Below are 13,373 nucleotides of genomic sequence, written 5' to 3' on the forward strand. Positions count from 1 at the left end.
ATGAGTCCGCCAACCACGCAAGTCGTCCGCCCGGCCGGTGCCGGTCATGAAACGCTCTACGTATTGCTGCTGTGCCTGATCATTCTGGCAGTGGCCGGGTCGGTGGTCGCCTGGCGCGGTGAGTCGCAGGAAGCGAGCAGCGTCAACAGCCATCAGCTGGATGCCCGACGCGACCTCAGCGCTTCAGAACAAGGCATCTACGCCGATCTGCGGGTGACGCTGGACGAAATTCACTTGCTGCGCCAGGAACAACACACCCTGCCGGCACCTGAAACCCTTGCCGCTGAGGGCTTCGCGCCGTTTGCCCAAGACGCCAGTTCGGTCAGTCGCGGCGGCCATGCCTGGCAATTGCTCGATGCCAGGGCTTACTTCGGCCAGAGCCAGGTTGCCAGCGTGGCCGGCTCGTTTCTGATGCGCCTGACCGCCGAGGATGACGCGCCGGACATCTGGCTCAACCGTGCCACCGACCTCAAGCCCCCTGCCGACCTCAGCGATGCCGCGCTCGAAAGCGCCGGCTGGCAGCAGATCGTCGCGCAATTCGATGCCGGCGTGACCCGCCAGCACCGGCACTGAACCCTCGCTTTCACCCGAGAGAAGACCGCTTTCCCATGCCTATTTCATCGCTACGCTCGATTCTGCGCCTGACACTGGTCGGCCTGCTGGCCTGCCTGCTGACACCCCTGGCCAGCGCCGAGGAGGCCAAGCGCCTGCGCATCGGCATCACCCTGCATCCGTATTACAGCTACGTGGCCAACATCGTCGGCGACAAGGCCGAAGTGGTGCCGCTGATTCCTGCCGGTTTCAATCCCCATGCCTACGAACCTCGCGCCGAAGACATCAAGCGCATCAGCGGCCTCGATGTAATCGTGCTCAATGGCGTGGGCCACGACGACTTTGCCGACCGCATGATCGCCGCCAGCGAAACGCCGAAGGTGCCGGTGATTGAAGCCAACGAAAACGTACCGCTGCTGGCCGCCACCGGCGTCGCTGCGCGCGGTGCCGGCAAGGTGGTGAACCCGCACACCTTCCTGTCGATCAGCGCGTCGATTGCCCAGGTCAACAACATTGCCCGGGAGCTGGGCAAGCTCGACCCGGTTAACGCCAAGACCTACACCGAAAACGCCCGCGCCTACGGCAAACGCCTGCGCAAGATGCGCGCCGATGCCCTGGCCAAACTGACCCAGGCTCCCAACGCCGAACTGCGGGTGGCCACGGTGCACGCGGCCTACGACTATCTGCTGCGCGAATTCGGCCTGGAGGTCACCGCCGTGGTCGAACCCGCCCACGGTATCGAACCAAGCCCGAGTCAGTTGAAGAAAACCATCGACCAACTGCGCGAATTGGACGTGAAGGTGATCTTCTCGGAGATGGATTTCCCGTCGTCCTATGTCGACACCATTCAGCGTGAATCCGGGGTCAAGCTGTATCCGCTGTCCCATATTTCCTACGGCGAATACACCGCCGACAAGTACGAAAAGGAAATGACCGGCAACCTCAACACCGTAGTGCGGGCGATTCAGGAGTCAGGCCAATGACATCGAAGGAAACCATCCTGGCCGACACGCAAAGCCCTGTAGGAACGAGCCTGCTCGCGAAGGCGTCCGGTCAGCCAGCATCACTGTCAACTGAAACACCGCAATCGCGACGGTGCGACGATTCGACAGGCTCGCTCCTACAGGGGGTAGGGCCAACGCTGGATTTCGCAGAGGTCAGCCTGACGTTGGGTCGCACGACGATCCTCGACAAGGTCAGCTTTCAGGTTCGGCCCGGCAGCGTGCATGCACTGGTCGGCCCCAACGGAGGCGGCAAGAGTTCGTTGATCAAGACCTTGCTCGGGCAGATGCCGCATCAGGGTCGCCTGAGTCTGCAATGGCCGGGCGAACCGGGGACCATCGGTTATGTGCCGCAAGCCCTGGAGTTCGACCGCGGCCTGCCGCTGACCGTCGACGATTTCATGGCTGCCATGTGCCAGCGCCGCCCGGCCTTCCTCGGTCTGAGCAAGCACTACGCGGCGGCGATTGGCGAGGCGCTGGAGCGGGTCGGCATGCAGGACAAGCGCAAGCGGCGCATGGGTGCACTGTCAGGTGGCGAACGTCAGCGGGTGTTGTTGGCGCAAGGGCTGATTCCGGCGCCACAATTGCTGGTGCTCGACGAACCGATGTCAGCCCTCGATGAGGCCGGTATCCAGGTGTTCGAGCGTTTGCTCGGCGACTGGCGTGCGGCGGGGATCACCGTGTTGTGGATCGAGCACGATCTGGAGGCCGTGGGCCGTCTGGCCGATCACGTTACCGGTCTCAATCGCCGGGTACTGTTCGACGCCACACCGAAACAGGCGCTGACGCCGGACCGTTTGCTGAGCCTGTTTTCAACCCACCCGCGGAGCGTTGCCTGATGAGTTACGAAGCTTTTCGCCTGATGGTCCAGGGCTGGGCATCGTCGGGTTATCTGCCTGAGGCGCTGGCCTATGGATTTGTGGTCAACGCGCTGCTCGCCGGCCTGCTGATCGGCCCGGTACTGGGCGGTCTGGGCACGCTGGTGGTGGTCAAGCGCTTCGCGTTCTTCTCCGAAGCGGTGGGCCACGCCGCACTAACCGGCGTGGCCATCGGCATCTTGCTCGGCGAACCCTACACCGGCCCTTATGGCAGCCTGTTCGGCTACTGTCTGCTGTTCGGCATCCTGCTCAACTACCTGCGCAACCGCACCGGCCTGGCACCGGACACCTTGATCGGCGTGTTCCTGTCGGTGTCCCTGGCGCTGGGGGCGAGCCTGCTGCTGATTCTGGCGGGCAAGATCAACGTGCACATTCTGGAAAACGTGCTGTTCGGCTCGGTGCTGACAGTCAACGGCAATGACTTGCTGGTGCTGGCCATCGTCGGCTCGCTGGTGATGGCCCTGGCTTTGCCGCTGTACAACCGCATCATGCTCGCCAGTTTCAATCCGCAACTGGCGGCGGTTCGCGGTGTAGCGGTGAAGTCGCTGGATTATCTGTTCGTGATTCTGGTGACGCTGATCACCGTCGCCGCGGTGAAAGTCATCGGCGCGATTCTGGTCGGTGCCCTGCTGGTAATTCCGGCCGCAGCGGCACGGTTGCTCAGCCAATCGTTGAAAGGCTTTTTCTGGTGTTCGGTGCTGATCGCCACGATCAGCACACTGTGCGGGATTCTCGCGCCGATCGTCTTCGACCTGCCGATCCCCTCTGGTGCCGCGATCATTCTGGTGGCCGGTATCGCCTTCGCCCTGGCCGCCATCGCGCGCGGCGTCGTCCCCAGCCTGAAAGGGAACCTTGGATAAATGACTTTTTCTCTGCGCCAATTGACCCTGGCGATCACCCTGTGCGGGCTGACTACCGCCTCTTTCGCCGCTGACAACAACAAACCGCTGCGCGTGATCGCGTCCTTGCCGATCACTTATGGCTTGGGCGAAGCGCTGCTCAAAGGTACCGACGTCAGTCTGCAACGCGCAGCGCCGGACAATCTGCCCGGCAGCCGTCAGACCGCCTACTTCACCGGACGGGGCGCTCCGGCGCTGGCAAAACTGGCGGCCGACGCCGACGCGGTGATCGGCCTGCGTTCGTTGTGGCCGGATGATCCGCTGTATCCGATCTCACGGCGCAGCAACATCCGTATCGTCGAAGTCGACGCCGCCCGCCCGGTGGACGGCGCCCTGCCAGGCATCGCCGTGCAACCTGGCAACAAGGTCGATGGCTTGAACAGTCAGCCGTGGCTGGCCAGCAACAACATGGGACGCATGGCGGACGTGATGGCGGCGGACCTGGTGCGCCTGGCGCCCGAGGCCAAGCCGGCAATCGAAGCCAATCTGGCGACACTCAAACAGCGCCTGCTCAAGCTCAGCGCTGAAAGCGAGGCGCGCCTGGCTGCCGCTGACAACCTCAGTGTGATGAGCCTGAGCGATCACTTCGGCTACCTGATCGGTGGTCTCAATCTTGAGCTTGTCGGCCTTGATGCGAGGCCCGATGCCGAGTGGACGCCTGAGGCGTTGAAGGCGTTGGGGGCGACGCTCAAGGACAATGACGTGGCGCTGGTGTTGCATCATCGCCAGCCTTCGGATGCGCTGAAAGCGGTGATTGCTGAAGCCGGGAGTCGATTGGTGATGTTGAGTGTCGACGCGGCTGATCCGGTGGCGGAGTTGGAGGGCGATGTGGATTTGGTGATCAAGGGGTTGAGTGGGGCCTGACGGCAGTTCTTCCGGGTTATCGTTCATCGCCAGCAGGCTGGCTCCCACGTAGGGGCCGCGGTCTTACTTGCGATTAATGCCCCACTGAAGAGTTCCGTGGGTGTCAATTTACGCATTTTTGATTCGTGTACATTTCCGTTGCTGCGGTAACGGCGGCGAGCCTGCGCGCGATGGCTTCGTGTCAATTTACGCATTTTTGATTCGTGTACATATCCGTTGCTGCGGTAACAGCGGCTTTTACGTTGTGAGGTGTACATATCCGTTGCTGCGGTAACGGCTGCTTATGGTTCCGCTCTTACAGCGGGTCACTTTGGAAAAGCCCCAAAGTAACCAAAGGGCTCTGCCCCACCATTCGGTGCCTCGCCAAGGCTCGGCATGCCCTCACTCCGGCATTGCTCCGGGGGCCCGCCGCCATCGGCCATCCATGGCCGGGGGCGGCTACCTCGGCATCCATGCCGAGGTGCCCCCTACGCAATACCTGCGTTCGGCCTCTGGAAACGGGGCAAGAGATCAAATACCAAAGCCAAAGCCAAAGCAAAGCAAAGCAAAGCAAAGCAAAGCAAAGCAAAGCAAAGCAAAGCAAAGCAATGCATTGCAATGCAATGCAAAGCATCAAAACTTCTTTGACTCGACAGCGCACACCCACCCAGAGTCAGGCCGGCCGGTAGGCCGCCTCGCTCTTGCTTTGGCTTTGGCTTTTGATTTTCTTGCCCCATCGAGAGGCCGAGTGGAGGTTCTGCGTAGTGGGCAACCCGGCAGGGATGCCGGGTTAGCCGCCCCCGGCCATGGATGGCCGATGGCGGCGGGCCCACGGAGCAGGACCGGAGCGAGGGCATGCCGAGCCTAGGCGAGGCACCGAACGAAAGGGGCAAGAGCGTTTGGTTACTTTGCGCTTTTCAAAGTGACCCGCTGTAAGAGCGGAACCCTAAGTAGCCGTTACCGCAGCAACGGATATGTACACCTCACAACGTAAAAGCCGCCGCTACCACAGCAACGGATATGTACACCTCACAACATAAAAGCCGCCGTTACCACAGCAACGGATGTGTACACCACCAAAACAAAAAAACCCGCTAACCGTCACCAGTCCAGCGAGCTCCTTTTTTTGCAAAACACTCAGAGAGCCACACCCTGCTCATCCATCTTGCGCCGCAAGCTCAACGGACGCATGTCAGTCCAGGTCTCCTCGATGTAAGCCAGGCACTCCTTTTTCAACCCGCTCTTGCCCACGGTACGCCAGCCTTGCGGCACAGCTTTATAGTCGGGCCAGATCGAGTATTGCTCTTCGTGGTTGACCACGACCTGAAAGAGGATGTCCTCGCGGTCGAATACTGAAGTCATGCTGTTTCTCCGTCAGTGTAGGGTGGGCCGCACGCTGCGTGCAGCCGCGATGTAGAAGGAACGTTCCGGCCCCCGGAAAATTTAAAGCCCGGTGGTTGCGGCGGCCAATGCCCGGCCGAAAATCTCGGCGACATGGTCGATTTCCGCGGCAGTAATCACCAGCGGCGGCAGGAAACGCACCACCGCGCCATGCCGGCCACCCAGTTCCAGGATCAAGCCACGCTTGAGGCATTCGCGCTGCACCAGCGGCGCCAAACGCGCAAAGGCAGGCGGATGCCCCAACGCGTCCAGCGCCCCCGTCGGGTCGACCAGTTCGACGCCAAGCATCAAGCCACGACCGCGAATGTCACCCAGTTGCGGGAAGTCGCGCTGCAGGATGCGCAAGTGTTCGCTCAAGCGCTCGCCCATGGCGGTGGCGTGTTCGCACACTTTGTGTTCAACCAGGTAACGCATCACCGCAGAACCGGCAGCCATGGCCATCTGATTGCCACGGAACGTCCCGGCATGGGCGCCCGGCAACCAGGTGTCGAGCCAGTCTCGATACACCACCACCGCCAACGGCAGACTGCCGCCGATGGCCTTGGACATCACCACCACGTCCGGAATGATCCCCGCATGCTCGAAGGCGAACATCTTGCCCGTGCGGGCGAAACCGCTCTGAATCTCGTCGACGATCAACGCGACGCCAGCCTTTTCGGTAATCCGGCGCAACCCACGCAACCAGTCCAGATCGGCCGGGATCACCCCGCCCTCGCCCTGCACAACTTCAACGATCACCGCCGCCGGCAATAGCACGCCGGCTTCCGGGTCGTTCAACAGGTTTTCCAGATAACTCAAGTTGGCCTTGACCCCTTGTGCGCCGCCCAAACCAAAGGGGCAACGGTAATCGTAAGGGTACGGAATGAACTGCACGCCATTGCCGAGCAAAGCGCCCAGCGGCTTTTTCGGCCCCAGACTGCCCATCAGGCTCAACGCGCCCTGGCTCATGCCGTGGTAACCGCCCTGGAACGACAAAACGGTGCTGCGACCGGTAGCGGTGCGCACCAGTTTCAGCGCCGCTTCTACGGCATCGGTGCCGGTGGGACCGCAGAACTGGATTTTCGCATGCGCGGCCAGTGCTGGCGGCAACAAGCCGAACAGGTCCTGTACGAACCGGTCCTTGACCGGCGTCGTCAGGTCAAGCGTATGCAGAGGCAACTCGTCAGTCAGCACTTGCTGGATGGCTTCGATCACCACCGGATGGTTATGCCCCAACGCAAGGGTACCGGCGCCCGCCAGGCAGTCGATGAACGTGCGACCTTCGACGTCTTCGACATGAATGCCCTTGGCGCGCTTGAGGGCCAGTGGAATGCGTCGCGGGTAGCTGCGGGCGTTGGATTCCTGTTGGCTCTGACGGGCCAGTAACGGCGATTCGGCGAACTGATAAAGCGACTCGGTCGGGGCGACCCGGGCCGGCTGATCTTCGATAAGACTGGTAGCGACTGACATCTCTCGACCCCTCAATAAGGTTTTCCTGTTGTGGAAACGCATCAGGGGCTCAAGGATTTAGACCTTCGACAAGGCTTTGTGCATAGGGATGACGGGGAGACCCGCCACTGTCAGGGGTTCGGCCTGCGGCTGGTAGCCCAGGCGCCGATAAAAGGCTTCGCCGGTTCGCGTGCTGTTCAGTCGCGACTGGCGCAGCCCCTGATTGATCAGCCAGCCCTCAAGATCGCGCACCAACGCTTGGCCGACCCCGCGACGAAACCACTCCGGCATCACATAGCAGAACGCAACCTGCCCCTGATTCGACGCCATCGCCACCCCCACCGGTTTGTCGTGCAGCAGGGCGAGGTTGAGGTACAGGTGTTGATCCGAGAGCCAAAGCAGGATGTTTTCGTGGGTTTGATTTTGCGTCCAGGTCGCAACGACTTGCGGCTGATTACGATGGTCGAGGGCGCAACCGACCCGAATGGAGCGCTCGATGATGCGGCTGATGATACCGGCGTCGGCCGGAGTCGCCTTGCAGGTATGTATGGGTTCGTCCATGGCGCCGTTACCTCAATCCATTGAGTGTCAGGGAACGATAGTTGTACGAGAGCCGGACGACCAATGCAGAGAAGTTACATTTGATGTAGCGCCCGCGGGAGCGGCGGTGCGACGATTCGACTTGCCCGCGATGGCGTCCTGGCAGGCGATATTGATGCTGAATCTGCCGACCTCATCGCTGGCAAGCCAGCTCCCACAGGTACTGTGTCGTGCCAGGTTGATGCGGCCAACACAAGACCTGTGGTGTTTGTCAGACCGGTTGCAACGGCATGCTCAATTCAACCCGCAATCCATCCGGGCGGCTGTCGAAATGCAACGTACAACCACAGCGCTGGACGATGGCCTGGACAATTGCCAGGCCGAGACCGCAACCGGTGCTTTGACCGTTGCGCCAGAATCGCTGGGTCAGGTGTTGCACGTCATCCTCGGCAATGCCCGGCCCATGATCGCGGACCACGAACTGCACACGGTTGCCGCTGGTTTGCAGGCTGAGCTCAACCTCACCTTCGCCGGGCGTATGGCGCAAGGCGTTGTCCAGCAAGTTGCGCAGCGCAGCAATCGACAGCACCGCAGGCATTTCTACCGGCGCCTGGGAGACCCTGGCGGGCAATTGCAATTTAATGCGCTGGCGATCACCACCGGCGGCGTCCTGAATCGCCAGTTTTGCCACCTGCTCGGCGCTGCATTGCACACCGTCGTCAAACGACAAACTGCCCTCGACCCGGGCCAGCAACAACAACTGTTCAAGCGTGCGGTGCAGACGGTCGGCGCCCTCCTCGGCCCGGGCCAGGGATTGATCCCGAGCCGCGCCATCGGTCATGCGCGCCACCTGCAGATGGGTCTTGATCGCGGTCAGCGGGCTGCGCAATTCATGGGCCGCGTCACCGGTCAGCCGGCGCTCGCGCTCGATGGTCTTGCCGATGCGCTGGAACAGCTGGTTCTGCGTGTCCAGCAGCGGTTGCAGTTCGCTGGGCAGTGGCTGGACCTGCAAAGGCTCCAGGGAATCGGCGCTGCGACGCATCAAGGCATCGCGCATGCGATTGAGCGGCGCCAGTCCCTGGCCGATCCCCAGCCACAACAGGCACAGGCAACCCAGCAGCGCCACACCCACCGGCACCGAAGCGGCCAGCAGGATCGACATGTTCAACGCTTCCCGTTCGATTTGCCGATCGGCGGTGGTGATCCGCAGATCGCCTCGCGCGAGGGTAAAACTGCGCCACGGCGCGCCGTCGATCATCTGATCGTGGAAGCCCATTTTCTCGGCTTCCAGGGTCTGGCCAGGGTCCGTGTGACTGCGGGCGAGGATTTCCCCCCGCAGCGAGCTGACCTGGCACGCCATGCCACCGGGAATGCTCAGCTGTTCGGCACTGAAATGCGTGCCCTCGCCCTTGCTCGGCAATGGCGGCAATTGCTCCATCAGCCCGGCGACCATCCGCGCCGAAGCCACCAGGCGCTGGTCGAGGGAGAACATCATCTGGTTGCGCAAGTCGCTGAGCATCCAGGCCGCGGCCAGCGCCCAGATCAGCGCAAACGCGGCGCCGAGCGTCAGGCTCAGGCGCAAACGCAAACTCATCACTTCGATTGATCTCCGCCGTCGGCCGGCCCCAGGCGATAGCCCAGACCGCGCACTGTTTCAACGATGCCTTTACCCAGTTTGCTGCGCAGGTGATGGATATGCACGTTGAGGGCGTTGCTTTCCAGTTCGTCGTTGAAGCCGTAGACGCTGTCCTTGAGTTGCTCGGTGGACAACACCCGGCCACGGTTATGCAGCAGGGCCTGCAACAGCGACTGTTCGCGACGCGAGAGGTCCACTGGACGACCGGCGAGCGTGGTTTCGCGGCTGCTCGGGTCGTAGGTCAGGGCGCCATGTTCGATCAGATTGACACTACGCCCTGCCACCCGCCGCAACAGCGTATGCAGGCGCGCGGCCAGTTCGCGCAGGTCGAAAGGCTTGAGCAAATAGTCGTCGGCGCCGGCCTGCAGACCGTCGACGCGGTCAATGACCGAGTCCCTGGCCGTGAGGATCAGCACCGGTAACTCCAGACCGTTGTGGCGCAATTGCTGAAGTAACTTCAGGCCGTCTTCATCGGGCAAACCGAGATCGAGCACCATCACGTCGAACTCCGCCACCTTGAGCATCGCCCGGGCTGCAGACGCGGTGGCCACGTGCTCAACGGTCAGGCCCTGGGCGGTCAGGCCGGCGACGATGCCGCTGGCGATCAACTCATCGTCTTCGCAAACCAGTACGTGCATAAGAGCCTCGTGTAAATAAAGCAGATTAGGCCGGCGACCGATTAAGCGGACATTATGCCGCAAGTGCCATTGCCACAAGGCTGCCAAGGTTAATCATCGGTTAATCGTCGCCACCCATTGTGCTGCTCACGTGCAAAAGATAAGGCTTTTCCATGCGCCATCTGTTCCTACTCGTCGCCCTGTTGTTCTCCAGCCTGACCCAGGCCGGCACTGATCCGTTTGCAACCAAGCCAGAGTTTCTGCCGGTCGACAAAGCGTTTGTCTTTACCTCGCAGCGCCTTGAGTCCGGCGAAACCCAATTGTTCTGGCAGATCGCCGACGGCTATTACCTGTATCAGAAGCGGCTGAAGTTCGACGGTTTACCGATCGGGCAGCAACCTGCATTACCGCAGGGCGAAGCGCACAGCGACGAGTTTTTCGGTGAACAGCAAGTCTATCGCCAGGGTCTGGAGTTGAAGATTCCTGCCGGTGCCACCGGCCAGGTCAAGGTCGGGTTCCAGGGCTGTGCCGACGCAGGTTTGTGTTATCCGCCACAAACCCAGGTCGTGGACCTGGGTAACAGCGACGCCGCCGTTGCAACTGACGAAGCGCCGGACCAGGCATTGGCCAGCGGCCTGCAAAAGCAGGCATTGGGTTGGAGCTTGCTGGTGTTTTTCGGCCTCGGACTGTTGCTGGCGTTTACCCCCTGCTCGCTGCCGATGTTGCCGATTCTGGCGGGTTTGATCGTCGGCAGCGGCGCCTCGACCAAGCGCGGTTTTGCCCTCGCAGGCAGTTATGTGGTGAGCATGGCATTGGTCTACGCAGCGATGGGCGTGCTGGCGGCGCTGTTGGGGGCGAATCTGCAGGCACTGTTGCAAAATCCTTGGCTACTGGGCAGCTTCGCGGCGATTTTCGTACTGTTGGCGTTACCGATGTTCGGCTTCTTCGAACTGCAATTGCCGGTGGCGGTTCGTGATCGGCTGGAAAATGTCTCGCGCAATCAGCGCGGCGGCAGCCTGGTCGGCGCCGGTGTGCTGGGAGCTTTGTCTGGCCTGTTGGTGGGGCCGTGCATGACCGCGCCGCTGGCCGGCGCCCTGCTCTACATCGCGCAAAGTGGCAACGCGTTGCACGGCGGGCTGATCCTGTTTGCCCTGGGCATTGGCATTGGCATGCCGCTGCTGTTGCTGGTGACGGTCGGCAATCGCTTCATGCCCAAGCCTGGCGCCTGGATGAACCTGGTCAAAGGCATTTTCGGTTTCCTGTTCCTCGCCACTGCGCTGCTGATGCTGCGTCCGGTGCTGGATGAGTCCCTGTGGGTCGGTTTGTGTGGCGCGTTGCTGGTGATTGCGGCCTACAGCGCCTGGAAGCAATCGGACGGCTTCGGTCGCGTGGCGCATCTGTTCGGTGCTACTTCGTTGTTGCTGGGCATGTGGGGAGGCTTGTTGATGATCGGCGCAGCGGGCGGCAGCGATGATTTGTTCAAGCCATTGCAGGTTTTCCGCGCTTCGAACTCGGCCGTTGCGGCTGTCCCGGTCGGTCACGACGCCTTCACTACCGTCAAGGACCCGCAAGCCCTGCAACGGGAACTCGACGCGGCGCAAGCGCAGGGCCAATGGGTACTGCTCGATTACTACGCCGACTGGTGCGTGGCGTGCAAGGTCATGGAAAAACAAGTGTTCGGTAAAACCAGCGTGCTCGAAGCCTTGAGCGATGTGCGCTTGCTCCGGCTGGACGTCACCGCCGACAATGCCGCCAGCCGTGAACTGCTCGGTCGCTACAAAGTACCGGGGCCGCCGAGCCTGTTGTGGATCGGTGCCGACGGCGTTGAGCGTCGCAGCCAACGCATCACCGGCGAGGTCGATGCCGACACGTTCCTGAAACGCTGGACCACCACCCGAGACGCCCGCTAATGCTGACCTTCACCCTCGGCACCTTTGCAATCGCGCTGAACCACCTGCTGCTGATCAGTGCCTTGGCACTGGCGACCTTTGTCGGTTGGCGAGTGGCCAAACGTGGGGGCGAGAACCCAGAGTCGGCGCTGTTCAGTCTGTTCCTGATCGGCATGCTCGCGGCGCGGGTCGGTTTCGTCGCCGTTTACTGGAACCACTATCGCAGTGATCCCTGGCAGATCATCGACCTGCGCGACGGCGGTTTCCTCGCTTGGCCGGGGGTGATCGCGCTGGTGCTTGCCACCCTGTACCGAGGCTGGCGTCGACCGGGTTTGCGCCGCCCTTTGGGCTTTGGTGTCGCCAGCGGCCTGGCGTTCTGGCTATTGGCGACCTTCTCCCTGGCGATCTACGAGCAAGGCACGCGCTTGCCGGAAATCGCCTTGCGTAATGCCGCCGGTGAAACGGTGCAACTGGCCGACTACAAGGGCGGCCCGCTGGTGATCAATCTGTGGGCCACCTGGTGTCCGCCATGCCGCCGGGAAATGCCGGTGCTGGAGAACGCTCAACAGCAACGCCCGGACCTGACGTTCCTGTTCGTCAATCAGGCCGAAAGCATGCAAAGCGTCGCAACGTTCCTGGAAACCCAAGGCCTCAGTCTGTCCAATGTATTGTTCGACGGCAGTGGTCGCCTGGGTCAGGCCGTCGGCTCAATGGCATTGCCAACTACGCTGTTCTACAGCCCCGACGGTCGCTTGCTGGGCAGCCATCTGGGTGAACTGTCGCAGGCCAGCCTGGCCCGCGCCCTGGAAAACTTCGATTCCGTACCTGCCACCTCTTCAAGGAAACTGCCATGCCCCGCCTCCGCCATCTGCTGACCCTGAGCCTCGGTGCCGTCCTGCTGCACTTGCCATGGGTGCAGGCCGAAGAGTTGCCCGAGGCGATCAAAAAGATCGAAGCCAAAGGCGCGAAGATCGTCGGCCAGTTCGATGCCCCTGATGGCTTGCGCGGGTACGCCGCGCAATACCAGAACCGAGGCATGGCGCTGTACCTGACGCCGGACGGCAAACACGTGCTGCTGGGCAATCTGTATGACGCCCAAGGCAATGACCTGAGCAGCGCACCGTTGCAGAAACTGGTGTACGCGCCAATGGCCAAGGAAGTCTGGGGCAAGATGGAAGCGAGCAACTGGATTGCCGATGGCAGCAAGGATGCGCCGCGTATCGTCTACATGTTCAGTGACCCGAACTGCCCTTACTGCAGCATGTTCTGGGAACAGGCGCGGCCATGGGTCAAGGCCGGCAAAGTGCAGCTGCGTCACATCATGGTCGGCATCATCCGCGAAGACAGCCCCGGTAAATCCGCCGCCCTGCTCGCCGCCAAGGACCCGCAAAAAGCGTTGCAAGACCACGAATCCGCCGGCAAGGCCAGTACGCTTAAAGCCCTGAAGGAAGTGCCACCGGCAATTGCGGCGAAACTGGCGGCCAACATGCAGTTGATGGAAGACCTGGAGCTGCAAGCCACTCCGGCCATTTTCTACATGGACAGCAAGGGTGAACTGCAACAGCAGCAAGGTGCGCCGTCGCCGGACAAACTGGCGAAGATTCTCGGGCCTAAATAGTGTTCTGATTTTGATCGTTCCCACGCTCCGCGCGGGAATGCAGCTCGGGACGCTTCGCGCCCTTCCAGAGC

At 61.7% G+C, this 13,373-nt stretch carries 13 protein-coding genes; 8 read left to right on the forward strand and 5 right to left on the reverse strand.

Annotation, left to right across the window (positions count from 1 at the left end; translation table 11 throughout):
- The 5 genes from D8V06_RS27355 to D8V06_RS27375 are packed head-to-tail and all read left to right on the forward strand — an operon-like array spanning position 1 to position 4,194.
- A complete protein-coding gene (locus D8V06_RS27355; protein WP_130908006.1) occupies positions 1 to 573 on the forward strand; it encodes a DUF6162 family protein in 573 nt (190 codons plus the stop codon).
- Positions 574 to 608: 35 nt separating this feature from the next.
- Positions 609 to 1,535 (forward strand): metal ABC transporter substrate-binding protein, encoded by a 927-nt coding sequence (locus tag D8V06_RS27360; RefSeq protein WP_130932184.1) that lies wholly within the window; start codon positions 609 to 611, stop codon positions 1,533 to 1,535.
- On the forward strand, positions 1,532 to 2,392 hold the full coding sequence (locus D8V06_RS27365; protein ID WP_130932185.1) for a metal ABC transporter ATP-binding protein: 861 nt from the start codon (positions 1,532 to 1,534) through the stop codon (positions 2,390 to 2,392). The genes D8V06_RS27360 and D8V06_RS27365 overlap by 4 nt, the downstream gene beginning before the upstream one ends.
- Positions 2,392 to 3,291 (forward strand): metal ABC transporter permease, encoded by a 900-nt coding sequence (locus D8V06_RS27370; protein ID WP_056856331.1) that lies wholly within the window; start codon positions 2,392 to 2,394, stop codon positions 3,289 to 3,291. Before D8V06_RS27365 ends, D8V06_RS27370 begins: the two co-directional genes overlap by 1 nt.
- Positions 3,292 to 4,194 (forward strand): zinc ABC transporter substrate-binding protein, encoded by a 903-nt coding sequence (locus tag D8V06_RS27375; protein WP_130932186.1) that lies wholly within the window; start codon positions 3,292 to 3,294, stop codon positions 4,192 to 4,194.
- Between the two features lie 1,116 nt (positions 4,195 to 5,310).
- Here the strand turns inward: D8V06_RS27375 and D8V06_RS27385 are convergent.
- From D8V06_RS27385 to D8V06_RS27405, 5 genes are all read right to left on the reverse strand, one after another.
- Entirely contained in the window at positions 5,311 to 5,535 is a 225-nt protein-coding gene (locus tag D8V06_RS27385) for an MbtH family protein (RefSeq protein ID WP_056856334.1), read from the reverse strand.
- A gap of 81 nt (positions 5,536 to 5,616) precedes the next feature.
- Positions 5,617 to 7,023, reverse strand: coding sequence for an aspartate aminotransferase family protein (locus D8V06_RS27390; RefSeq protein ID WP_130932187.1), 1,407 nt, complete (start codon positions 7,021 to 7,023; stop codon positions 5,617 to 5,619).
- Between the two features lie 57 nt (positions 7,024 to 7,080).
- Positions 7,081 to 7,563 (reverse strand): GNAT family N-acetyltransferase, encoded by a 483-nt coding sequence (locus tag D8V06_RS27395; protein ID WP_130907136.1) that lies wholly within the window; start codon positions 7,561 to 7,563, stop codon positions 7,081 to 7,083.
- Positions 7,564 to 7,813: 250 nt separating this feature from the next.
- Positions 7,814 to 9,139, reverse strand: coding sequence for an ATP-binding protein (locus tag D8V06_RS27400; RefSeq protein WP_130932188.1), 1,326 nt, complete (start codon positions 9,137 to 9,139; stop codon positions 7,814 to 7,816).
- The gene (locus tag D8V06_RS27405; RefSeq protein WP_056856338.1) at positions 9,136 to 9,816 is read right to left on the reverse strand and encodes a response regulator; all 681 of its coding nucleotides are present in this window, start codon (positions 9,814 to 9,816) and stop codon (positions 9,136 to 9,138) included. The genes D8V06_RS27400 and D8V06_RS27405 overlap by 4 nt, the downstream gene beginning before the upstream one ends.
- Before the next feature lie 152 nt (positions 9,817 to 9,968).
- Here D8V06_RS27405 and dsbD point away from each other — a divergent pair, with 152 nt between their 5' ends.
- Genes dsbD through dsbG form a run of 3 tightly spaced genes read left to right on the forward strand, consistent with a single transcriptional unit; the run spans position 9,969 to position 13,302 of the window.
- Entirely contained in the window at positions 9,969 to 11,705 is a 1,737-nt protein-coding gene (gene dsbD, locus D8V06_RS27410; protein ID WP_130932189.1) for a protein-disulfide reductase DsbD, read from the forward strand.
- Entirely contained in the window at positions 11,705 to 12,559 is an 855-nt protein-coding gene (locus tag D8V06_RS27415; protein ID WP_056856340.1) for a TlpA disulfide reductase family protein, read from the forward strand. The genes dsbD and D8V06_RS27415 overlap by 1 nt, the downstream gene beginning before the upstream one ends.
- Positions 12,535 to 13,302 (forward strand): thiol:disulfide interchange protein DsbG, encoded by a 768-nt coding sequence (gene dsbG, locus D8V06_RS27420; RefSeq protein ID WP_056856341.1) that lies wholly within the window; start codon positions 12,535 to 12,537, stop codon positions 13,300 to 13,302. The genes D8V06_RS27415 and dsbG overlap by 25 nt, the downstream gene beginning before the upstream one ends.
- Positions 13,303 to 13,373 lie beyond the last annotated feature (71 nt).

Source organism: Pseudomonas sp. Sample_24, from assembly GCF_004307605.1.
Classification (GTDB): Bacteria; Pseudomonadota; Gammaproteobacteria; order Pseudomonadales; family Pseudomonadaceae; genus Aquipseudomonas.